Source organism: Funiculus sociatus GB2-C1 (assembly GCF_039962115.1).
In the GTDB taxonomy this organism is placed as follows: Bacteria; Cyanobacteriota; Cyanobacteriia; order Cyanobacteriales; family FACHB-T130; genus Funiculus; species Funiculus sociatus.
In genome coordinates this window covers 1-20,868 of sequence record NZ_JAMPKJ010000036.1, presented here as the reverse complement: position 1 = coordinate 20,868, position 20,868 = coordinate 1, and the positions used below count along the sequence as shown (strand labels likewise).

Genomic DNA, 20,868 nt, shown 5'->3' with positions numbered 1-20,868 from the left:
TTTCTCTAGTATAAAGATAGACAGGGACTACCGAGCAAAGTTAATTTGACGGTTCAGTATTCTTGGGATAATTCTTTGCGATCGCATATTGCTTCAGTACAGGTGGAAGAGTGTAAAAACTTCCTTGTTCTTCTATCAAGCAGCGCCGCGATAAAGATTGTAGTGCGTTTAGTAAATTTGAGGCTGGAATTCTACTATTTTCTAGCAAGCTTGCCATTTGATAATGGCTCAATCACCTATCTGCCGAAGATGATCTGCGATCGCCTATCTGAAAAAACGAGCGATCGCACTCTGAGAGTGAGGAGAATGCGATCGCTACAGTGGCAGATGTGGTGATGCCCGTGATGTTCATCCCCCCATACCATAAGGTCTTTCACTTCTCAAGGTTTTTAGGCACTCGCCTGTCTTTACATCCCAAAGCTTAATCGTCTCGTCTTGACCGCCGCTCGCGAATATTTGACTATCTGGACTGAAGACAACTGACCAAACTCCATTAGTATGTCCCTGGAAAGCTTTCAGGCATTCACTGCTACTAACATCCCACAACTGCACAGTGCGATCGCTATGTAACGTACTCAAAATTATGCTGAATCTGTTCTGCTAGCTTTCCAGACAACGCAGTTTTGCCAAACCCGCCCATACCCAGCAATGCTACTTGGCGATCGCTGTCGCCTACTTGTGCCAGTTACTCTAATAGTTCTTCTGGTACTTCAATTGTGATTCTTGGTACGGTCGCACTGGCCTGGTGTCAGCTTCTAATAATTTTCGGGTGGCGTTTCCAATGTGGTGATGATGGACTAAAAATGCTAATAATGAGTAGGTTGTAGCTCGGTCAGCAACAACTGTGCAACACTTCCAGAAATATAAAAATATTAGTCATGCCTCAACTAAGTATTTCCACTCTGAGCCGCCGTTATTTTCTTAGTTATCTGGCTTTAGGTACATTCGGCCTGATGGCAAAAGACTTGCTTTATCCAGCTACCGCTATAGCTGATAGCAAGGAAGTAGGAAAAAATATTTCTATCGTAGAGAAATATCATATTTTTGTTCCTTATACAACAGCTAAGAACGGGGGAAAGGAAACCTTTCCTTTGCGTTCTGGAGAGACTTGCTCCGTAGAGATTATCCCCCGAACGGAAGAAAATCAAGAAATTACTATCAAAGGTCGTGGTCAAAAAGGTAAAGATATTACTGTAGTTTTTCATACTTTATACGACCGAGAATCTAGCATAAACTACCAAATTCATCAAGAAATAGAGAAAAACACGCAATTTGTCCAAAAAGCAAGTAAAGATAAATGCACATCCGTGTATGACAAAATCGAGGAATCCAAGTACATTAACGATTTGATTGCATTAGATTTTCTTGATTATGTGATATATTCCTCAAAACTAGATATTAGAATTCAACAGCGTTATCAACTTGCCAGTACTAATTCGCGCTTACTCGGAATTAAGCAAGCCATTGAATCCACATTAGCTGAATCTGAACTGCCTGATACAGAGAAGAAACGAATCATAGGAACCTACGCATACGTCCGCGCTGAAGAACCTGTACCTGACTTTAAAGCGCTCACAGATTTAGACTCGATTGTTGCAAGCTCTTCCCTACCTTTAGAAATCAAACGAATTTACTCGATAGCAAGTGCAAAATCAAGAGCATTAACAGTTGATTTTATTCTTATCAAACAGATTAATGATACTAAAGAACTAACTTCTGAACAAAAAACAAATTACCTGTCGATTTATCAGGCGGTACGTGATGGCAAAAAAACAACCGATGAAGCAACGTTAAAATCCCTAGACTCGTTTATCCAGAATGCAGATATCCCAGAAAATGCTAAAGTTGTTTACTTATTAGCAAGAGATCAGGATTTAGACAATCCAGAAAAATTTACTCAAACAGTAGATGATCTCGTAAAGGATGCTGATGACTTCAGACATAAACTGGAGCGTGCGAAAAAACAAGGCGCAGCAATTGTTCCGCAAGCTACGAAAATGCTGACTACGATTGGAGCAGAAACAGCAACGGGTGTTAGTATTGGTAGCTTGTCTGGAGCCGCTGCAACAAATGCAACTTTAGCCGTTTTAGGTGGTGGTTCTGTTGCGGCTGGTGGTTTGGGAATGCTGGGTGGATTAGCCGTAGCAACAGGAGGAGCGGCACTAATTGGAGCCGCAGGGATGCTGTCTATTGCCTTAGTCTCAGAAATGGATAGCGAAGATCAAAAAAATCTGGGGATTGCTATCGGTACAGGAACAATAGCTGGTGCCACCACTGTTTTAGCGGCTTGGACTGCTGCCAGCGCTTTGGGAGTAACTGGTACGCTGTCCGGTGCTGCTGCTATCACTACTACAATGTCGGCTCTTGGTGGAGTGAGTGCAATAACTGGCGGTGCTGCTCTTGTGGCATCAGGTACAGCATTTTTGATTTGGTCATTTTTGAAAGGGCAAAAAAAACGAGATCAGGCAGTACTGCGCCAGTTAGAAACTCGAACTTATACCTTGACTGAAGATCCATTACCAGGGTCTTTGGGAGAATTCCTTCAAAAGAACGTGCAGAAATACAGTTTTAAGGAAGGTTTTTCTGCTCCTAACATGCCCTTGGATAAGTTGTCAAATGCGCTGTCTACTTGGTTATCTGTTAATTCTGATGAGAAGGTAATCGCTTTGATAGACAATAGTATGTGGCATGATGCGAAAGAGGGTATTGTATTTACAGAGCGCAGGCTCATCTGGAAAAACAACTTAATCGAGTACGAAGATTTAGCAAGATTTGTCAAGACAGAAACGGCATTAATCTCACTGCTATCTGACAAGCAACATATAAAAGAGTTGTTTAAGTTGAAAGATGTAGTAGATAGATTATATGATGAATCTGACAAGCAGAATATGACTACGATGCTTAAAGAAATTGGTCAAAAATATAGTACAGTTTAAGGGGGAATCCTCTTCTCGTTCTTGTGATGCTATGTATAGCAATCCTATTTGAATTGTGAGATGCCAGAGGTTCACATCCCCGACTTCTAAGAGAAGTCGGGGATGTGGTTTTCACGAATTATTTAGGATTGCTATATAGTGGAAGTTGACAGCTTTTTTATAAACTTATACGTTAGAAATACTACTATAAGGTAATAATGCTTTATAGGTTTGCTAGCTAATATCTTTGAGAAGAACACTGTTTTTACTCTTAGTTATAGTAGTTGTTATAAGGCATTAATTAGATTTTCTTAGCATACAAAAAATTATTTTAAAGCTTCTTTATTTTTACTCAAACACTACTGTGCGATTTCCGTATACCAACACGCGATGTCGCAAGTGCGATCGCTCTTTTCGCCATACGCTTCATTTTTTACTTAGAAGTAAATCTTATTAATTATACATTAATTTAACTACGCGATCGCGATAACTTCATATTTGTGCCAGATCGGCGGCTTGATTGTGAAGTTTTCGTGAAGATTACCCGTCTTATTGCTCCCATTACAAGCAGATAACCTTCTCCTAATGTCTTGACCGTAGGCTTAGGTTGATAACAATCCGTAGTTTTACGGATTGTTACTAATCAAGCTGAAAACTCTCAGTAAAAACACTACGTATTGCTGAGCAGAGGGGTGCGTCTTGATCAGGAGAAGCAATGGGGAAAGGCAATTGGGAGAGAGCGATCGCGCTTCTTTGTAGAAACTAATCTCGTTTTCCACTCACAATCTTATCCATTTCCACCATTCCAACGCAATGATTGGGCAGGTAGCGATCGCCCCCTCAAAAAAGACAGCGATCACACGTATTACAATTATTAAGGAGAGCGATGGTTGCACAGATAGCGATCGCCTAAGGCGAAAAAAAGAGCGAGCGGGCAGGTGCTAGGATAATTGGCGTGTGCCATGAGTGGTTTGAATGCCTACTAATGCCCAACTGAGAGGTTTATATCGTCTTAGCTATTGGTTAACATATATTATGCTTCAGCCCATACATCTTGTCTGCATTGATGAGCGAACAAGTAACCTGTATGTTTTGGCTGGAAATACTGAAAACCTTGAATTCCAGATTACTCCAAATGGGCAGGTGTTCTCATGAGCCAAGTTAACTATGCTGCTATGTCCGATGAGGAATTAAGACAATATTTTCTTAGACATCGTGAGGACAAGATGGCTCTTCGAGCCTATTTGGATAGGCTCAGTGACCGCCCGCGTCATATTATTACGACCGTAGACGATCCTGACTTTGATGCCAAAATCCAAGCAACAGTTCGGCGGCAAATGCAAGCCTCCGATAGTAACGGTGAAGCGGCTGTCTAAATGTATCAGTATCTTGACGATCCATATGCGATCGCTTCCTTCAGCAGAACTAAAATTGCTGTAGAAACCAATCTCGTTTTCCACTCACAATCTTATCCATTTCCACCATTTCAATGCGATGATTGGGCAGGTAGCGATCGCGCCCTCAAAAGAAACAGCGATCGCCATTGATAGATAATAAAATTAATTTTAAAGTTTGTTCGTCAATAAAGCTCAAGACAATCTAAAGTAGCACTATCGATTAATTCTTGAATTGCCTCTGCCCAGATCGAAGTATTGCTTCCATGTTGCTTGTGGGTGTATTGCCACACCGCAGCCAAATCACCTTTGGTGGTGAACCGTAAAGACGACTTTTTTCTGCAAAGTCAGCATCCTGAGTAACAATACAAAACCCTTGAATTTTGGCAAACTCCCAAATTTCGCTATCGTCTACCTCTGTGAGCTTGTGAAACTGAATATGGCTAGCATCCGGGAATATATCAGCCAGCCGATTCACTAACTTCCGACTCAAGTTTTAGTCGAACAGCAGTTTCAAGTTTCACCTACTACAGCAATTAAACGACGTTCTCGATCAGCGGCAAATTCCAGGCAAGCTATAATATCTTCCTCTGTTAACTCTGGGAAGTCATCTAAAATTTCTGCATGAGACATCCCGGCTGCTAACCAACCCAAAACGTCGTACACGGTAATCCGCATTCGCCTGATACAGGGCTTACCGCCACGTTTACCTGGCTCGATTGTAATGATGTTGCGATAGCTCATGGCAAAGTGAAGCCTGGTATTTCTATAGCCACTTTAGCCTAACTTCTCATTCTTTTGCTGCTATGAGTAGGGATGAGCGATATTCTACGCATCGCTGGAGCCGACCTGGTAGAGATAGCGATCGCTTGAGTCAAAGAAAGGAGCGATAATGCGACCCATCGCTATCCTTGATTGCACATTGCCGCTATACGCTTCATTCTTTACTTAGAAGCTAGTGTTGTTAATTATACGTCGAGTGAATTGCGCGATCGCTATAACTTCATAATTGTGCTGGATTGGCGGTTTGATTGTGAAGTTTTGATGAAGATGACCCGTCTTATTACTCCCATTACACGTAGATAACCTTCTCCTAATGTCTTGACCGTAGGCTTAGGTTGATAACAATCCGTAGATTTACGGATTATTACCACCCAAGCTGAAAAACCCTCAGTAAAAACACTATGTATTGCTGAGCCGAGGTGTGCATCTTGATGAGGAGAAGTAATGGGGAAAGGCAATTGGAAATTTTCTGCCGAACCATCCAGCGGCACCGATGGCGTTCTTATCGATGCAGTTAAGCCAGAAGGTAGCAATCTAGAGGCGGACGTTGAGGGTTTAACTATATATTATGGCGGCGATGGTGAAGGTTATCTACTGGCTTCTAGCCAAGGCGATAATACCTCTGCTGTTTACAACCGTGCAGCCGGTAACGATTATCTGGGTAGCTTCGGTGTAGGGGATTTTGGGGATATTGATGCAGTCCAAGAATCTGATGGTGGTGCTGTAATTAACGTGCCTTCGGGGTCAAAATTTCCCTTTGGTTTGTTCGTCACTCAAGATGGTTATAACGATCCAGAAGTCTTGTTCTTTGATGAGGAAGACCAAGAATTTGAGAATGTCAGCAGTAACTTTAAGTTTGTAGGTTGGGAAAACATAGCAAATGCTTTCCCTAATCCTTTACTAATTGATACTACTAGCTTCAATCCGCGTCAAGATAACTCGAAATCTGTTCCCGAACCAAGCACTAATGGCTTCACGCTATTGGCAATATTTGGTATGGGATATTTGTTGCGGAAAAGACAAAGAAGAGCGAATTTGAGTTAGTAGGTTGGGTTGAGGAAAGAAACCCAGCACATTTGCTGGGGAAGCTCAACCCAACTTAGAAATTTTTGCCAATTAATAATTAGCAATTTTGAGGGGTGTTTATGGATCGTTTTGATTTTGAGCGCTTGCTATCAAGCCGGAAGGGACGGCGAGGATTTATGATTGGTGCGGGTGGTCTGACTGGACTCGCGATCGCTACTCAATTTTCAAGTCGAGTAGTTGCCCAGCCGAGATTTTCCGGTTATCCTTTCAGCCTTGGTGTAGCTTCCGGCGATCCGCTTCCAGACAGCGTTGTGCTATGGACGCGGTTAGCTCCCGATCCGTTAAATGGAGGCGGGATGCCATCGGTGAATGTACCCGTACAGTGGCAAATCGCCACCGACGAGAACATGAGTAAGGTGGTGTTGCGGGGAACTGCGATCGCTACTCCAGAACTTGGTCACTCGATTCGGGTGGTTATCGGTGGACTCCAACCTGCCCAATGGTACTGGTATCAGTTCAAAGCGGGTTCGGAAGTTAGTCAGATAGGACGAACTCGCACGGCTCCAGCTCTCGGTTCTCGCGTCGATCGATTCCGCTTTGCGTTCGCCTCGTGTCAGCTTTGGGAAGCTGGCTATTTCGCAGCCTATAAACACATGGCTGAAGAGGATCTTGACCTGGTTGTGCATCTGGGTGATTACATCTACGAGGGAGCAGCGAATCCCCAGGCAATCCGTTCTCACAATGGGCCGGAGCCGGTGACAGTAGAAGAGTACCGCAACCGCCATGCCCTTTACAAAACCGATCCAAATTTACAAGCCGCTCACGCTGCCTTTCCGTGGACTTTCACTTGGGACGATCACGAAGTAGATAACAACTGGGCAGATGAGATTCCGCAAGACCCTGAAAAACAGTCACGGCAAGCATTTCTGGCTCGACGCGCCAACGCTTTCAAAGCGTACTACGAACACATGCCGCTGCGCCAATCTTCCATGCCTAAGGGGATTGATATGCAGCTATACCGTCGTCTGAGCTTTGGGGATTTAGTCGAGTTCAATGTACTCGATACCCGCCAATACCGCAGCGATCAGCCTTGTGGCGACGGAATCAAGCCGCGCTGTGCCGAAGCTTTCGATCCAAACGCTACAATGACAGGTCAAAAGCAAGAGCAGTGGCTGTTCCAAGGTCTCGATCGCTCTCGGTCGCGCTGGAATGTTCTTGCCCAGCAGGTCGTCTTTGCCCAGCACGACTGGACAGCAGGCGAGGAGGATGTTTTCAACGTCGATGCTTGGGATGGCTATGTGGCTCCCCGCAACCGGATACTCAACTTTCTGCAACAACGCAAACCATCCAATCCCGTCGTCCTCACGGGTGACACCCACTCTAGCTGGGTTAACAACCTGAAAGCGGATTTCAATAATCCCAACTCTGCCACCGTGGGTACTGAATTCGTGGGTACCTCAATCACCTCTGGCTTCGGAGCTAGCGATCGCATTGAGGCGGCTCTGCCAGAAAGTCCGTGGGTCAAGTATTTCAACGGTCGGCAGCGCGGCTACGTCCGCTGCGACCTGACTCGCGAACGTTGGCGGACTGACTTCCGACTGCTGCCTGAGTCTGCGCCCGGTAGAACGACTGTACCTGACCCCAATACACCTATAACCACAGCAGCTTCCTTTGAGTTACCGGATCGAGGAGTTGTAAAGCGCGTCTAGGTTCCACACTTCAGCGGTTGGGCATTGAGATTTCATAAATCAGCGTGTTTGTCAATAGTAGCGGGATTAGTTTTGTCTGTACGTTGGTTGCTACTTAAGCACTGTCGATGGCTTTATGCAATTTTGATGCTCAACAGCCTGCGTTTTTGTCAGTTTTTTCTTTAGCAAAAAAGTAGCAAAGGTATTCTATGAATGGCTTTGATTTCGAGCGTTTGTTATCAACTCGGTTGAGACGGCGGGGCTTGTTGGTTGGTGGTGGGGCATTGACTGGATTAGCGATCGCTACTCAATTTTCTAGTCGAGTAGTTGCCCAGCCGAGGTTTTCCGGCTACCCGTTTACTCTTGGCGTAGCTTCCGGCGATCCGCTTCCAGACAGCGTTGTGCTGTGGACGCGGTTAGCTCCCGATCCGCTTAATGGAGGCGGGATGCCATCGGTAAATGTCCCGGTGCAGTGGCAAATTGCTACCGACGAGAACATGAGTAAGGTGGTGTTGCGGGGAACTGCGATCGCTACCCCCGAACTCGGTCACTCGATTCGCGTCGTCGTTGGTGGGTTGCAGCCGGATCGCTGGTATTGGTATCAGTTTAAAGCAGGTAACGAAGTCAGTCGCATTGGAAGGACTCGCACCGCACCCGCCTTCGGTACTCCTATCAACCAGCTAAACTTTGCCTTCGCCTCCTGTCAAGATTGGCAAAACGGCTACTACACAGCCTACAAACATTTGGCTGAGGAAAACCTGAACTTTGTTGTTCACCTGGGGGATTACATCTACGAATACGGGCCGCTACCCATTGGGCCACGTCAACATAACAGTCCGGAAATCGTCAGCCTTAGCGACTACCGCAACCGCCACGCACTGTATAAAACCGATCCAAACCTACAGGCGGCTCATGCGGCGTTTCCCTGGATTGTCACTTGGGATGACCACGAAGTTGAAAACGACTACGCTGACTTGATACCCGAAGACGGTCAAAGTCCGCAGGCGTTTGTAAATCGTAGAGCCAACGCCTACAAAGCTTACTATGAGCATATGCCGCTACGTGCTGCTGCCCTACCAAAAGGTGCGGATATGCGGCTTTATCGGCGTTTGACCTTTGGGGATTTAGCTGAATTCAATGTGCTGGATACCCGTCAGTACCGCAGCGATCAGCCGTGCGGCGACGGATTTAAACCCCGTTGCGCTGAAGCTTTCGCTGCTGATGCCACCATGACGGGTCGGGAGCAAGAGCAGTGGCTACTCCAAGGATTGTCCAAGTCGCAGACTCGCTGGAATGTCATCGCGCAGCAGGTGATGATGGCGGAATATGACTTTGTTGCTGGATCGCCTGAAATTTTCAACTTGGATGCTTGGGATGGCTACGTAGCTTCTCGCAACCGTATCCTTGGCTTTATCAAAGACCGCAAGCCAAATAACCCAGTCGTGCTGACTGGCGATATTCATTCGAGTTGGGTACACGACTTGAAGACTGACTTTCAAAACCCAGCCTCGCCAACCGTTGCTACTGAGTTTGTGGGAACGTCCATCACCTCTGATTTCCCAACAGCAGCTATTGCCACAGTTCAAGCGGCATTGCCTGAAAACCCCCATACTAAGTTCTTCGATGGGCAATACCGGGGTTATGTCCGTTGCAAGCTGACGCGCAACGCTTGGCAGTCCGATTTCCGCGTAGTCTCAACCATTCTCGACCCGAATGCTTCTATTAGCACCCTAGCTTCGTTTGTCGTTGAAAACGGGCGACCGGGCGCGATGCGTGTTTAGTTCGATTTGGCGCGTATTGCAAATACCAACATTTCACCAAATTTTTCTGACGTGAGGAAATACACAATGCTCAAAAACAAAAGCGCTCTCAACTCGCATTTCTACACTGGACTCTCTACCATTGGGATTGTCTCTTCTGTAGCATTTGCCTCTCCTACGCTAGCGGCAGCTATCAGCTTCGATAACTTCTCGGAAGGCTTTTCAGGAACAACGATTACGAATGAGAAAATTACTTTCTTTGATTTAGATACAGGTCTTTCCCCGGAGGCGACTGCTTTTTATATAGAAGGTACTACGAAAGATTATCTAGGGGAATTCTTCTCAGATTCCAATTACCTCACCTTTGGCGGCTATGCTGAAGGGCCCGAAGCCAGCTTTGGACGATTTGGTTCAACTCGGATTACTACGGGCAAAGTAGAATCATCTGCAAGTCTAGATATTTTCAGTCAGCTATTTTCTCCTTCAAATAACCTTCTGACTCTAGAGGCGTTTTTAGATGGAAACCTGGTACAAAGTAACTCGGTAGCATTAGCTGATTTCGGAGTTATTGAAACTAGCTCCTTACTGCATTCTACGCTCTCAATTTCGGGCGTGAAGTTTGATGAACTCCGGCTGGTTGCGTCTGGTAGCGATGATGATGGTGCCGCCTTTATCGGCATTGATAATGTCCGCGTTGGGGTTCCTGAACCTACTTCTGCTTTAAGTGTTTTAGCCTTTGGTATTTTAGGCGTTGGTTCAGTGTTGAAGCGCAAATCCAAATTGGCTAAGTAGTTTTACAATTGATTGCGATCGCGCTTTGATAATCCGCACCCTTGCATATCGGGTGCGTATTTTTTATTGGTTGCTCAGCATTTATTCAAATACTACTGTTTTATTGCCGTAGACTAATACGCGGTTTTGTAAATGCGATCGCACTGCTCTTGCTAACACGACTCGCTCTAAATCTTTCCCTTTGCGAATTAGATCATCAACCTCATCCCGGTGACTGACTCGCACAACATCTTGCTCAATAATTGGCCCCGCATCTAAGTCGGCGGTGACATAATGTGCTGTAGCACCGATAATTTTTACGCCGCGTTCGTAAGCTTTGTGGTAGGGATTTGCACCGACAAAAGCAGGTAAAAATGAGTGATGAATATTGATGATTTGCGGAAATTTGGCAATAAATTCCAGGCTGACAATTTGCATATATTTTGCCAGTAAAACCAAATCAATGTTATATTGCTTTAATAAGTTTAATTGTTTAGCTTCTTGCTCGGATTTGGTTTCTTTGGTAATCGGAATGTGATGATAGTCGATGCCAAATTGAGCGGCTACATCTTTTAAATCGGGATGGTTGCTGATAATTAGGGGAATTTCGGCGGAGAATTCTTTGGCGCGATGTCGCCAAATTAGGTCAAATAGACAATGATCTTGACGGCTTACCCAGATGGCAATGCGGGGTACAGTGTCAGAAAAGTGCAGCTGCCATTTAGCTTGTAGAGGTTGCGCGATCGCGTTAAACGCTGGAGCAATATACTCTCGCGGCAAATTAAAATCTTCTAATTGCCATTCAATTCGAGTAAGAAATAAACCAGCAGCAAAATCAGTGTGTTGATCGGCATGAATAATATTACCGCCGTTAGCGTAGATGAAATTAGCTATTTTTGCCACCAGCCCCCTTTGATCGGGACAGGAAACTAGCAGTGTTGCGGTGGGATTGTTCATTGTGAAGGCGAAGGAGAGGGGCTGGGCTTAATTGAATTTGATGGTAATGGCGCTGCTTTTTTAGAAGTATCGGTTTTCTGATTTTCTGGCGAAGGTGATGGACTAGCTTTTTCTAAAGTGGATGGTGATGCTTTTTTAGAAGTATCGGTTTTCTGATTTACTGGTGAAGGAGAGGGGCTGGGCTTAATTGAATTTGATGGCGCTGCTTTTTTAGAAGTATCAGGTTTTTGATTCACTGGCGAAGGAGAGGGGCTGGCTTTTCCTGAAGTGGATGGTGATGCTGTTGGTGAAGGGGAAGGACTGGGTGACGGTGTTTTGTCAGAAGTATTGTTTTTCGGATTTTCTGGGGAAGCCGAGGGACTGGGTGACGGTGTTTCTTTTTTCGTCTCGTCCTTTGCTGTCCATTCTGACAAAGGACGATTTACACCATACTGAAATTCTAGCGGCACCAAAAGCACATTTAGCTGACCAGAAGGCGATTTAAGGGGGTCAACTTGAGCATACAAGAAACTGTTGTTAAAGTCAGGTTTCCCCAGAATCAGCTGATGAGTTTGCTGATTGTTCAATTTTACTTCGACGGTAGCTAAAGGCTTGTCTAATCCATATTCTGGAAGCTGGGTAGCGGGGACGCTGAGAATGCGATCGCTTTTACTATCCACTAGCAAATTTAGCAAATACGACACATACGGATCGCTGGCTGGGTTATCATTCGGCGCTTTCATCTGCCACTCAGAAAGACTTGACTTTTGGCGAGCATTCTGTCCCATCCGCTCAAATTGTAAAGTCTGTTCCTGAGTTTTAATTGTTAAAGCTTGAACTTGGTCTTTAGTAAAAGAAAAGATTGGCTTTTGTTTCACCAGTGCTGCTTGTCGTTGGGGTTCGCCTTTAATTTCATAAAAATAAACGAAACCGCCTAAACCAAGCGCTAATACCATCAAAATTAGTGTTGTTCGTTGTAACTTCATAATCAGCCTATTAGTTGACTTTAGATTTCAGATTATTACCTCACCCCCAACCCCCCTCGTAAATAAAAATTTTTCCTTTGCTACCCCTTACTGGCGGGAGGTGGAGAGCAATAAAATTTTTTTCTGTTTGAAGGTAACTTGGGCATCAATCCAAAATCCAAAATTCCTAGCGTCTTAACCACCAAACAAATCCCGCTGTAGCAAACCCAATTAAAGGCATAATCAACACAGCCATCCAACCTACTAAATTTGCTTTTTGCTGTGACAAGTTGAGGCGGCGGTCTTTTATTTCTTTGGGACGGATAGATAGGGTTTGTTCATCCTGTTTACTTAACCAACTGATAGAGTTGAGAAAGACATCTCCATTGAGTTGTTGTTCAAACAAACCATCGGTAGCAAAGTCAGAGTTTCCTACTACAACGAGGCGAGATTCCACTGGCTTTTGGGAAGTATTTTCTGGGTTTGTTGGTGAAGCCGTGGGCGAAGCTGTCGGACTAGGTGAAGCTGTGGGCGAAGCTGTCGGACTAGGTGAAGCCGTGGGTGAAGCTGTTGGGCTTGGGGAAGGAGATGGTGAACCTGTCGGACTAGGTGAAGCTGTTGGACTTGGGGAAGGAGATGGTGAACCTGTCGGACTAGGTGAAGCTGTTGGGCTTGGTGAAGGAGATGGTGAACCTGTCGGACTAGGTGAAGCTGTGGGTGAAGCTGTCGGACTTGGGGAACCTGTAGGGCTTGGAGATGGTACAGAGGCGCTTTGGGGGGCATATCCGCGACTCAGGGCGACACCGAGAGTTAAAGGCCCTTGGCGATCGCTTTGAGGATTAAACTCTAGCTGGTCGTTTTCGGGATCGCTTTCCGCCCAACTTTCGTTATTAGTAATCAGCAAAGGTGTTTCCTGAATACCCACAATTGATGTAGTTTGAACTGGTCGCGCCAAGGGGTAAAAAGAACGACCTTCACCGAAATCTTTAGTGATCGGATGCTGACCGTAGCGTGTCACCATAATAATCGCAGGGCCTAGTCCAAGTTGCCGTCCAGAAAGGTCAACAGCAAGGCGATTATCTAGTTTCACCCCCCACTCTTTTAGCAGACTGTCCAAACCGGGATTAACATTGGGATCTACCATTACTAACAAGCTACCGCCGCGTTTCAGGTAATCGTTTAACGCTTTGACTTCCCCCGCAAACAGTGCCTTTTTCGGGCCTGCGATCGCAACCACAGTAGCATCTTCAGGAATTGTCGGAGTTTTAGCTAAATTAAGTGGTTCGGCGGTGTAATTTTTCTCCCCCAAGTTGCTTATCGCTTGTGAAAGTCCGCCTTGTACCGCAGTTAGAGGTCTTTCACCGTGACCTTGAAGGAAGTATACTTTACCAACGCGATCGCCTGTAATTTGCGCGATCGCATTCGTTACCTGCGTTTCTGAAAGGTTCTCTCTCTGTTCTTGGTTCAGCGTCTGAATTAACTTTCGCCGCGTCCCAGATTCTATATAAACTTCTCCTGGTAATTGGACATTAAACTTTTGGGCTAAGTTCGGTCGCAGTTGCGGGTCAACAAACTCAAAATTAAATTGCGAACCATACTGTCGATAATTTTCTAGTAATTGTCGGGCTTCAGGATTTGGGTTGCTTTCAAAAACCCAAATCTTGACTGGTTGCTGCAAATTTGCCACCACTCGCTGCGATTGGGGGGCGAGAGTAAATAGCTGATTTTCTGTTAAATCTACGCGCAACGCACGGCGAACGCCCAAGAAATTAATCAGCCCCAAAATCACCAGCATAGACAGCGTTGCTGCTAAAGCATTCGTCCCAGCTTGAGTGGATCGTTTTCCCCAAAAACTGTCTGGCGCAGTGCTTACAAATAGCAACCACAGCCCAAGTATTATTATTCCAGCAATAATCAAGCCTACTGGTACCGCCCCCCAACTGTTGGAGACAAACCCAGCGACTAGACCCGCCATTGTCAAAAAGGGGCCAAGCAAAAAGAGATATTTTATATATTTCCAATTGATGTTCTTCATTTTTGCTAATTGCTAATTGCTAATTGCTAATGGGGGTTTAAGCTTCTGAGTTACGAGTTTTAAATAAATTAATAACTCTTCAATTCTTACTCTTAGCTTCTCCCCATTCCCCATTCTCCAAATTAAGAACGCTGGAATCGTAAAGCATCGATGGATTGGGCTGTGAGAAACAACCCTAAAATAATGTAACTGGCAAACAAGATTAGACTGCTGGTATCTACTACGCCTTGGACTAAGTTGTTGTAGTGCTTCAGCAAAGATAAATGTCCCAAAGCGTCTCCGAATGAACCGCCGATCCATTTAGCGGCAAGATCCATTAGCCAGAGAGCTAAAATTAATCCAAAGGTGAGAAATGCTGCCACAATTGAACTTTCAGTAAGAGAGGAAATAAACATTCCCAAACTCAGAACCGCTGCTGCAAGTAATATTAATCCAGCATGACCGAGTAATGGTACTCCTGGGGGAACGGGGGAACTGGCTGCACTAAATGCGATCGCTTCATACAAAAGCAACGGCAGCACCATCACTGTAAAGAACGTCAGCACTCCTAAAAGTTTACCCACCGCCACAGCCCAATTCGTCAGTGGTGACGTTGCCAATAGTTCCAAAGTCCCGCGCTTGCGTTCCTCAGAATAAAGTCCCATCGAAAGAATTGGCAACACAAACAACACCAACCAACCCATTACATATAAAAAACTTCGCAAAAACTCGTAAGGAACATCTACAGGCGGAACGGGTACGCCAATTTGCTGTCCTTGCAAGTCAGCCAAAGCTACTTGTTGAATGATTTCTACTAAAATCCAGACAAAAAAGAAGCCTGATAAAAGCCAGAAAACACCCGCTACTAAATAAGCTAGTGGCGAAGCAAAATATCCTTGCAACTCCTTGCGGTAAATTGCCACAATGTTACTAAGTACCACGCCCATTAAGTTGTTGTCTCCTCTGCTTCGGTAGCTGACTCTGACGAAGATTCAGACGCATCCGAATCTACAATCGGCAGGATTTTTTCTGCCGTCGTCAGTTCTAAAAATACATCTTCAAGATTAGCCCTAGTGCGGCGCATTTCATACAAAGCCACACCAGCACCAATTAAAACCGCTGCAATATCTCGTCCCGGTTCTGCACCCGGTTCTGATACTACACGGATCTGGCTGCGATTGGGCGGTAAATCTTTATTGGCGATTGATTCTACAAACCGAATTCCCGGCAAAACTTGAATCATTTGTTGTGCAGCTTCCTCATCGCCATCGATTTCCAGTTCGTAGCCAGAACCTCCAGCTAGTTGCGCGACCAAGTTTTCTGGAGTGTTGGTAGCAACAATTTTACCGCGATTGATAATTGCCACCCGGCTACAAGTCATGCTGACTTCTGGCAAGATGTGTGTTGAGAGGATGATGGTGTGGCTACCAGCAAGGCTTTTAATTAAATTGCGGACATCGATAATTTGCCGGGGATCGAGTCCGACGGTTGGTTCATCTAGAATAATGGCAGGTGGATCGTGGACAATAGCTTGGGCAATGCCTACTCGCTGTCTGTAGCCTTTGGAAAGCTTGCGGATTAGGACTTTGCGCTTTTCGGTGAGGTTGCAGCGTTCCATTGCTGAGTTTACGCGATCGCGTCTTACTTTCCTAGCCACGCCCTTGATCCGCGCCACAAAATCCAAAAATCCCTCCACTGTCATGTCAGGATACAAAGGCGGCGTTTCTGGTAAATAGCCAATTCGTCGCCGCACTGCCATAGAATCTTCATGCACGTCGTACTGGGCAATTTTGGCACTGCCGCTGCTAGCTGGTAAATATCCAGCTAAAATCCTCATGGTTGTGGTTTTTCCTGCGCCATTCGGCCCCAAAAACCCCAAAATTTCTCCAGGTTCCACTTTAAAGGTGACATCCTGAATCGCTGGGGTAGAACCATAGATTTTGCTTAAATGTTCAACTTCAATCATTTTTGTTGGGGACTGGGGATTGGGGATTGGGGATTGGGGATTGGGGGAGAATAGTTGTTTATTCCCTATTCCTCTTTGTTTGGGATTGGGGATTGGGGACTGGGGATTAGGGACTGGGGGAGAATAATTGTTTATTCCCTATTCCCCTTTGTGTGGGATTGGGGAGAATAGTTGCCAATTCCCAATTCCCCATTCCCTATTCCTATTCCCCATTACCAATCACTAAACTCTCTACTATATGGTTCAACTAATGCTTTATGTCAACCCAGTTACTGGAAAAGATACTAACCCCGGAAACTCATCTACACCACACAAAACCCTCACCCGCGCCATAAGACAGGCTGAAGCCGGAACCACAATTCAACTGGCTGCTGGAACTTACAACGCTGCTAGTGGCGAGGTTTTCCCTCTAGTTATCCCTTCTGGGGTGACGGTGGTGGGAAATGAATCCACCAAAGGCAAGGGTGTTCAAATTGATGGTAGCGGGGAATTTATCAGTCCTAGCTTTGGTTCCCAAAATATCGCCCTGCGTCTGGAAACAAATGCCCAATTACGGGGGGTAACGGTGACAAATAGCGCTGTTAAGGGAGTCGGGGTTTGGATAGAATCAACATCGCCAATGCTGGCTAATAATACTTTCACTCTTTGCAGTCGCGATGGCGTGTTTGTGACTGGCACGGCTAAACCGCTAATTTTGGATAATGTGTTTAGTCAAAATTCTGCCAGTGGTATTTCTGTGTTACGCAATGCTAAGGGGGAAGTGCGGCGAAATGTGGCTCAAAATACTGGTTACGGTATTTTAATTGGAGATAAGGCGGCTCCTCTGCTTACAGATAACAAAGTTTTTGCGAATAGAGTGGGGATTTCTCTGTCTGGTAATGCTAAACCTGTGTTGCGTAATAATTTGATTGAGAAGAATACGCAAGCAGGGTTAATTGTTGCTGAGGAAGCTAAACCACAGTTAGGCAGTCGTCAAGATCCTGCTGGCAATATTATCCGGGATAACGGGGAAGCGGATTTGCAAAATAATACCCGTTTTAGCATCGTTTCTGCGGGAAATCTCCTGAATCCGGCGCGGGTACGGGGAGGAATCGATTTTGTGACGACTCAGGCGACTGGTTCTAGTTTTATACTTGGCCCTGCTCAGTTTAGGGATGTTTCTGGTCATTGGGCGGAAGCTTTTATTAAGGCTTTGGTTGCGAAAAATTTGATTAGTGGTTTTCCGGATGGTACGTTCAAGCCGGAAGCGCCAATTACTCGCGCCCAATATGCGGCGATAATTGCGAAGACTTTTAATTTACCGCCACGTCCGGGATCTGGAATATTTACCGATGTTCCTGATAATTTTTGGGCAAAGGATGCTATTCGCAAAGCAGCAGGAATGGGCTTTATTTCGGGCTTCCCTGATGGTACATTTCGACCGGGACAAAATTTAACGCGAGTGCAAGCGATCGCATCTCTAGTTTCTGGCTTGTCACTTACTGGCGGCAATCCTAGCGTATTGGGAGTATATAGCGATCGCGCTCAAATTCCTAGCTATGCTACAGACGCAGTAGCAACTTCCACCACGCGGCGGATAATTGTGAATTATCCCCAAACCAGTCTACTGCAACCGATGCGGGATATAACTAGAGCTGAAGTCGCAGCACTAATATATCAGGCATTAGTGGCAACTGGGGAAGTTCAGGCAATCTCAAGTCCCTACATCGTCAACCCCGACGCCACCCTTCCTACCTTCAGCGACATTCAAGGACACTGGGGAGAAACTTACGTTCGCCCATTAGCTACTCAAAACTTAATCAGTGGCTTTACTAATGGCACCTTCAAACCAGACGACAAACTCAATCGCGCTGGATTTGCTGCTTTACTAATTAAAGCCTTTAACCCCACTCCCAAACGTCCACCTATACAATTCAAAGATATCCCCCTTGATTTTTGGGCGCAGGGCGCAATTCAACAAGCCTACAGCAGCGGTTTCATTACTGGATTTCCTGATCAAACTTTCCGTCCCCAGCAGCAAGTGATGCGAATTCAGTTAATTGTCTCCCTAGTAAGTGGCTTAGGTTTCCCATCGGGGGATGAAAAACTCTTAGAAAGGTACGAAGATCGAAATGAGATACCAGCCTACGCCCGTCCCGCTGTTGCTGCTGCTACGCAAAGAGGCATAATTGTCAATTATCCTTCACCAGCACAACTTAACCCAAACCGCGAAGCCACACGGGCCGAAGCAGCTGCTATGGTTTATCAAGCATTGGTCGCCACTGGACGACTGTCTGTTTAGTCAGTTGTTTGTTGTTTGTTAAGGTTTAAAGGTGGGAAAGTTGTTATAACCTGACAACGTTTCAACTTTCCTTCCTTGATAACTCTTCCCTGACACATAACCAATGACCGCTAACATTGTTTCTGGTCTGCTATTTTAACTTCTGATGACATCAACCCAAGACTCAGCTGCGGTCTACGTCGTAGCTTTGCTTGTTCACTATTGTTTTGAACTGGGGGGTTACAAGCCAGAGGAATTAGTTACCCGGTGGCTGCAAAACTATGCCGCCAGTTGGGTGCGTTTTGCTGTAATTGAGGCGCTTTATCAGGGACGTTACAAAGCGGTTTCTGTGGAACAAATTTTAAGTGCTTGGACTAGGCGTGGTCGGGCATTATATCACTTTAATCATGATTTTGAGCGACTAATTTCGCGCAATTTTCCTCACAATTTGCTGGAACCAGTCGATACTGTATGGGAAATAGCCTCTGATAATGCGGCGATAGAAGAAGCGATTTATAGCGATTCTACCCCGCCAGAGGATGCGATCGCTTTAACCACATCTGGCGAGGTAAAAATTCCGGTAGGTGTCACCGAAATGCCTCCAGCAGAAACACCCAACCTCGCCGAGGCTGCAACTGAAGGGATCACTGCGGGTCTGGCTCGTCGTCCGGACACCCGTATCGTCCGCCAAGCCGATTGGACACGCTGGAGTGTTGGTAAACGTCCGATTCACCAATTCATTCCCCAGACGGATGATTCTGATTTTTACCAGAAGTTGAAAGCTGTCGCTCATAACGATGAAGATGACGCTTCAAAAAGCGATAAAAATGGCTAATTGCTAATTGTTGATAGCATATGTTGCGCTTCGGATACCCGACTTCTCTAGAAAGTCGGGTATCTCGCCTTCACGAAAAGAGCAATTAGCTATTAGCTACGAACAATGGACTACTGACTAACAGCCGCATCCGTTTCTTCTGGCTTTGGCTGCGTACCACCCATGCGAATTTCTGAACAAAAAGTAGCCATAGAAAAGCCACCAAATCGCTTTAAAATACTACTTCTTAACCGCAAATTAGGACTAGCAAACCAAATGCGTTCTTCAGAGTACATAGTTTCATACTCTGTAATTAACGTCATCGCTTCATCGCTGCCCATGATGTAGCGACCAGCAACAGATGCTTTCTCCGCATAGCCCATGTCACGCAGCAACTTACCTTCATTCGGCTTATCCGGGTCGGCAATCGGAACGAGAACGGTTGTTCCAGTGTGTTTTTCCTTATCCCATTCCATTGTTCCATCCCAAGTAACACGAGCGCCACCCCAAGCTAAGGCAGGATCAACTTCATATTGCTGGCAAAGCTTAATCACTTCTGGATCGTCTGCTGCTACCATTTCAATTTTGATGTCTGACTTGCCGCTTTCTGCTTGTTTGAAAGCCAAATGGTGGCTGGTACGCTGAGAAAACCATTTGCCAGCACTTTTCTGGAAAAACTCTTGAATATCCATGAATCAAATTAGGTCTAATACTTTGTTAACAGCACTTTGAATATCTTAATTGTTTCAATCCTTAATCGGGATTTTAACTGCCGCTTAGATTTTACACCTGTTTATGGGTAGGTTTATTTACCAGTCGCCAGAGAGAGTGCTGCTGCGTAGCCTCTAGTTTATAAAAAGGTTAAGAGTCTCGGATTTTGGTTAAAGTGCATCATGTCACGAATTCACGGCACCCCTAAAGATGACTACATCGAAGCTACTGAAGGCGATGATGTTATTTTTGGTTACGCTGGCGATGATACGCTGGTTGGGAAAGAAGGTAATGATATCATCCACGGCGGTCTAGGGAATGATTTGATTCAGGGTGGAGAGGGTGAAGATACCCTGTTCGGAGAAGATGGAGATGATTGTTTGCTAGGTGGCGAAAAACGCGATCGCTTATTCGGGGGCGATGGCGATGATACTCTAGTTGGGGGTAAAGATAGCGATCGCTTGTTTGGCGGTAGAGGTAATGATATCTACGTTTACTCTCCCGGCGATGGTTTTGACACTATTGAGGATGAATCTGGTACCGACATCCTACGCTTAAAACATATTCTCTCCAATGAGGTAAGCGTGGATTTTGCCATCGGTGGTTGGCTTTGCGTATCCTACCGCGACCAGCCTATTGTGAAGATGCGCGGTGTGGAGTTTATCCATACTGAAGACGGCTGCTTCACTGTCGCGCAATGGTTGAAAAGATGAAGGGATTGGGGATTGGGGATTGGGGAAGAGGAAAAAGTCCTGACTGCCTGACACATCTTTGTAGATGCTTGGTAGATCAAGGGTGACAGGTTAATGAACGGATGCGAGAGAACCAAATCTGGTCATAGAAATCATGCTCAGCCCGTTTAGAT

Annotated in this window: 20 protein-coding genes and 2 pseudogenes; 13 read left to right on the top strand and 9 right to left on the bottom strand. The window is 45.5% G+C overall.

Annotated elements, in window-relative coordinates; genetic code table 11:
• Positions 1-45: 45 nt before the first annotated feature.
• Complete coding sequence (locus tag NDI42_RS17150; RefSeq protein WP_190453283.1) at positions 46-336, top strand: hypothetical protein; 291 nt, start codon at positions 46-48, stop codon at positions 334-336.
• A 12-nt stretch (positions 337-348) separates the two neighbouring features.
• Here NDI42_RS17150 and NDI42_RS17145 read toward each other — a convergent pair whose 3' ends face one another.
• Complete coding sequence (locus NDI42_RS17145; protein ID WP_242017570.1) at positions 349-579, bottom strand: WD40 repeat domain-containing protein; 231 nt, start codon at positions 577-579, stop codon at positions 349-351.
• 299 nt (positions 580-878) lie between these two features.
• Here NDI42_RS17145 and NDI42_RS17140 point away from each other — a divergent pair, with 299 nt between their 5' ends.
• The 5 genes from NDI42_RS17140 (at position 879) to NDI42_RS17120 (ending at position 4,462) form a co-directional block, all read left to right on the top strand.
• Entirely contained in the window at positions 879-2,936 is a 2,058-nt protein-coding gene (locus NDI42_RS17140) for a hypothetical protein (protein ID WP_190453133.1), read from the top strand.
• Between the two features lie 671 nt (positions 2,937-3,607).
• Positions 3,608-3,793 (top strand): hypothetical protein, encoded by a 186-nt coding sequence (locus tag NDI42_RS17135; RefSeq protein WP_190453130.1) that lies wholly within the window; start codon positions 3,608-3,610, stop codon positions 3,791-3,793.
• A 97-nt stretch (positions 3,794-3,890) separates the two neighbouring features.
• A complete protein-coding gene (locus NDI42_RS17130) occupies positions 3,891-4,070 on the top strand; it encodes a DUF6888 family protein (RefSeq protein ID WP_348231440.1) in 180 nt (59 codons plus the stop codon).
• Positions 4,067-4,291, top strand: a complete 225-nt coding sequence (locus tag NDI42_RS17125) for a DUF6887 family protein (RefSeq protein WP_190453127.1) — start codon at positions 4,067-4,069, stop codon at positions 4,289-4,291. Before NDI42_RS17130 ends, NDI42_RS17125 begins: the two co-directional genes overlap by 4 nt.
• Complete coding sequence (locus NDI42_RS17120; RefSeq protein WP_190453124.1) at positions 4,292-4,462, top strand: hypothetical protein; 171 nt, start codon at positions 4,292-4,294, stop codon at positions 4,460-4,462.
• Between the two features lie 32 nt (positions 4,463-4,494).
• Here the strand turns inward: NDI42_RS17120 and NDI42_RS17115 are convergent.
• Together NDI42_RS17115 and NDI42_RS17110 are read right to left on the bottom strand one after the other, a co-directional pair.
• A pseudogene (locus NDI42_RS17115) lies at positions 4,495-4,802 on the bottom strand (DUF5615 family PIN-like protein).
• Between the two features lie 20 nt (positions 4,803-4,822).
• On the bottom strand, positions 4,823-5,053 hold the full coding sequence (locus NDI42_RS17110) for a DUF433 domain-containing protein (protein ID WP_190453121.1): 231 nt from the start codon (positions 5,051-5,053) through the stop codon (positions 4,823-4,825).
• A gap of 492 nt (positions 5,054-5,545) precedes the next feature.
• Here NDI42_RS17110 and NDI42_RS17105 point away from each other — a divergent pair.
• The 4 genes and pseudogenes from NDI42_RS17105 to NDI42_RS17090 form a co-directional block, all read left to right on the top strand.
• A pseudogene (locus NDI42_RS17105) lies at positions 5,546-6,136 on the top strand (phytase); the annotation flags it as partial.
• Positions 6,137-6,237: 101 nt separating this feature from the next.
• Complete coding sequence (locus tag NDI42_RS17100) at positions 6,238-7,827, top strand: alkaline phosphatase D family protein (protein ID WP_190453117.1); 1,590 nt, start codon at positions 6,238-6,240, stop codon at positions 7,825-7,827.
• Positions 7,828-8,015: 188 nt separating this feature from the next.
• Entirely contained in the window at positions 8,016-9,587 is a 1,572-nt protein-coding gene (locus NDI42_RS17095; protein WP_190453114.1) for an alkaline phosphatase D family protein, read from the top strand.
• Between the two features lie 66 nt (positions 9,588-9,653).
• Positions 9,654-10,358 (top strand): hypothetical protein, encoded by a 705-nt coding sequence (locus NDI42_RS17090; protein ID WP_190453110.1) that lies wholly within the window; start codon positions 9,654-9,656, stop codon positions 10,356-10,358.
• 81 nt (positions 10,359-10,439) lie between these two features.
• On the opposite strand, the gene purU is transcribed toward NDI42_RS17090, so the two are convergent.
• From purU to NDI42_RS17065, 5 genes are all read right to left on the bottom strand, one after another.
• Positions 10,440-11,294 carry a formyltetrahydrofolate deformylase gene (gene purU / locus NDI42_RS17085; RefSeq protein ID WP_190453107.1) on the bottom strand — a complete coding sequence of 285 codons (855 nt, stop codon included), beginning with the start codon at positions 11,292-11,294 and terminating at the stop codon, positions 10,440-10,442.
• Positions 11,291-12,259: a DUF4340 domain-containing protein gene (locus NDI42_RS17080; RefSeq protein ID WP_190453104.1), complete on the bottom strand. Its 969-nt coding sequence runs from the start codon at positions 12,257-12,259 to the stop codon at positions 11,291-11,293. Before NDI42_RS17080 ends, purU begins: the two co-directional genes overlap by 4 nt.
• A gap of 166 nt (positions 12,260-12,425) precedes the next feature.
• Positions 12,426-14,273 (bottom strand): GldG family protein, encoded by a 1,848-nt coding sequence (locus NDI42_RS17075; protein ID WP_190453101.1) that lies wholly within the window; start codon positions 14,271-14,273, stop codon positions 12,426-12,428.
• A 122-nt stretch (positions 14,274-14,395) separates the two neighbouring features.
• Positions 14,396-15,199, bottom strand: coding sequence for an ABC transporter permease (locus NDI42_RS17070; RefSeq protein WP_190453098.1), 804 nt, complete (start codon positions 15,197-15,199; stop codon positions 14,396-14,398).
• Positions 15,199-16,218, bottom strand: coding sequence for an ABC transporter ATP-binding protein (locus tag NDI42_RS17065; RefSeq protein ID WP_190453095.1), 1,020 nt, complete (start codon positions 16,216-16,218; stop codon positions 15,199-15,201). The genes NDI42_RS17070 and NDI42_RS17065 overlap by 1 nt, the downstream gene beginning before the upstream one ends.
• Positions 16,219-16,456: 238 nt before the next feature.
• Here NDI42_RS17065 and NDI42_RS17060 point away from each other — a divergent pair, with 238 nt between their 5' ends.
• Together NDI42_RS17060 and NDI42_RS17055 are read left to right on the top strand one after the other, a co-directional pair.
• On the top strand, positions 16,457-18,499 hold the full coding sequence (locus NDI42_RS17060) for an S-layer homology domain-containing protein (protein WP_190453093.1): 2,043 nt from the start codon (positions 16,457-16,459) through the stop codon (positions 18,497-18,499).
• A 145-nt stretch (positions 18,500-18,644) separates the two neighbouring features.
• Positions 18,645-19,313 (top strand): hypothetical protein, encoded by a 669-nt coding sequence (locus tag NDI42_RS17055; protein WP_190453090.1) that lies wholly within the window; start codon positions 18,645-18,647, stop codon positions 19,311-19,313.
• A 110-nt stretch (positions 19,314-19,423) separates the two neighbouring features.
• Here NDI42_RS17055 and NDI42_RS17050 read toward each other — a convergent pair whose 3' ends face one another.
• The gene (locus tag NDI42_RS17050) at positions 19,424-19,984 is read right to left on the bottom strand and encodes a phycobiliprotein lyase (RefSeq protein ID WP_190453086.1); all 561 of its coding nucleotides are present in this window, start codon (positions 19,982-19,984) and stop codon (positions 19,424-19,426) included.
• Between the two features lie 201 nt (positions 19,985-20,185).
• On the opposite strand from NDI42_RS17050, the gene NDI42_RS17045 reads away from it, so the two are divergent.
• Positions 20,186-20,716: a calcium-binding protein gene (locus NDI42_RS17045; RefSeq protein ID WP_190453248.1), complete on the top strand. Its 531-nt coding sequence runs from the start codon at positions 20,186-20,188 to the stop codon at positions 20,714-20,716.
• Positions 20,717-20,868: the final 152 nt, after the last annotated feature.

Bases quoted from the DNA above. Each gene is read 5' to 3' on its own strand.
- NDI42_RS17140 (WP_190453133.1), top strand. From the start codon at position 879: ATGCCTCAACTAAGTATTTCCACTCTGAGCCGCCGTTATTTTCTTAGT.
- NDI42_RS17130 (WP_348231440.1), top strand. From the start codon at position 3,891: ATGCCTACTAATGCCCAACTGAGAGGTTTATATCGTCTTAGCTATTGG.
- NDI42_RS17125 (WP_190453127.1), top strand. From the start codon at position 4,067: ATGAGCCAAGTTAACTATGCTGCTATGTCCGATGAGGAATTAAGACAA.
- NDI42_RS17120 (WP_190453124.1), top strand. From the start codon at position 4,292: ATGTATCAGTATCTTGACGATCCATATGCGATCGCTTCCTTCAGCAGA.
- NDI42_RS17110 (WP_190453121.1), bottom strand. From the start codon at position 5,053: ATGAGCTATCGCAACATCATTACAATCGAGCCAGGTAAACGTGGCGGT.
- NDI42_RS17100 (WP_190453117.1), top strand. From the start codon at position 6,238: ATGGATCGTTTTGATTTTGAGCGCTTGCTATCAAGCCGGAAGGGACGG.
- NDI42_RS17095 (WP_190453114.1), top strand. From the start codon at position 8,016: ATGAATGGCTTTGATTTCGAGCGTTTGTTATCAACTCGGTTGAGACGG.
- NDI42_RS17090 (WP_190453110.1), top strand. From the start codon at position 9,654: ATGCTCAAAAACAAAAGCGCTCTCAACTCGCATTTCTACACTGGACTC.
- purU (WP_190453107.1), bottom strand. From the start codon at position 11,294: ATGAACAATCCCACCGCAACACTGCTAGTTTCCTGTCCCGATCAAAGG.
- NDI42_RS17080 (WP_190453104.1), bottom strand. From the start codon at position 12,259: ATGAAGTTACAACGAACAACACTAATTTTGATGGTATTAGCGCTTGGT.
- NDI42_RS17075 (WP_190453101.1), bottom strand. From the start codon at position 14,273: ATGAAGAACATCAATTGGAAATATATAAAATATCTCTTTTTGCTTGGC.
- NDI42_RS17070 (WP_190453098.1), bottom strand. From the start codon at position 15,199: ATGGGCGTGGTACTTAGTAACATTGTGGCAATTTACCGCAAGGAGTTG.
- NDI42_RS17065 (WP_190453095.1), bottom strand. From the start codon at position 16,218: ATGATTGAAGTTGAACATTTAAGCAAAATCTATGGTTCTACCCCAGCG.
- NDI42_RS17060 (WP_190453093.1), top strand. From the start codon at position 16,457: ATGGTTCAACTAATGCTTTATGTCAACCCAGTTACTGGAAAAGATACT.
- NDI42_RS17055 (WP_190453090.1), top strand. From the start codon at position 18,645: ATGACATCAACCCAAGACTCAGCTGCGGTCTACGTCGTAGCTTTGCTT.
- NDI42_RS17050 (WP_190453086.1), bottom strand. From the start codon at position 19,984: ATGGATATTCAAGAGTTTTTCCAGAAAAGTGCTGGCAAATGGTTTTCT.
- NDI42_RS17045 (WP_190453248.1), top strand. From the start codon at position 20,186: ATGTCACGAATTCACGGCACCCCTAAAGATGACTACATCGAAGCTACT.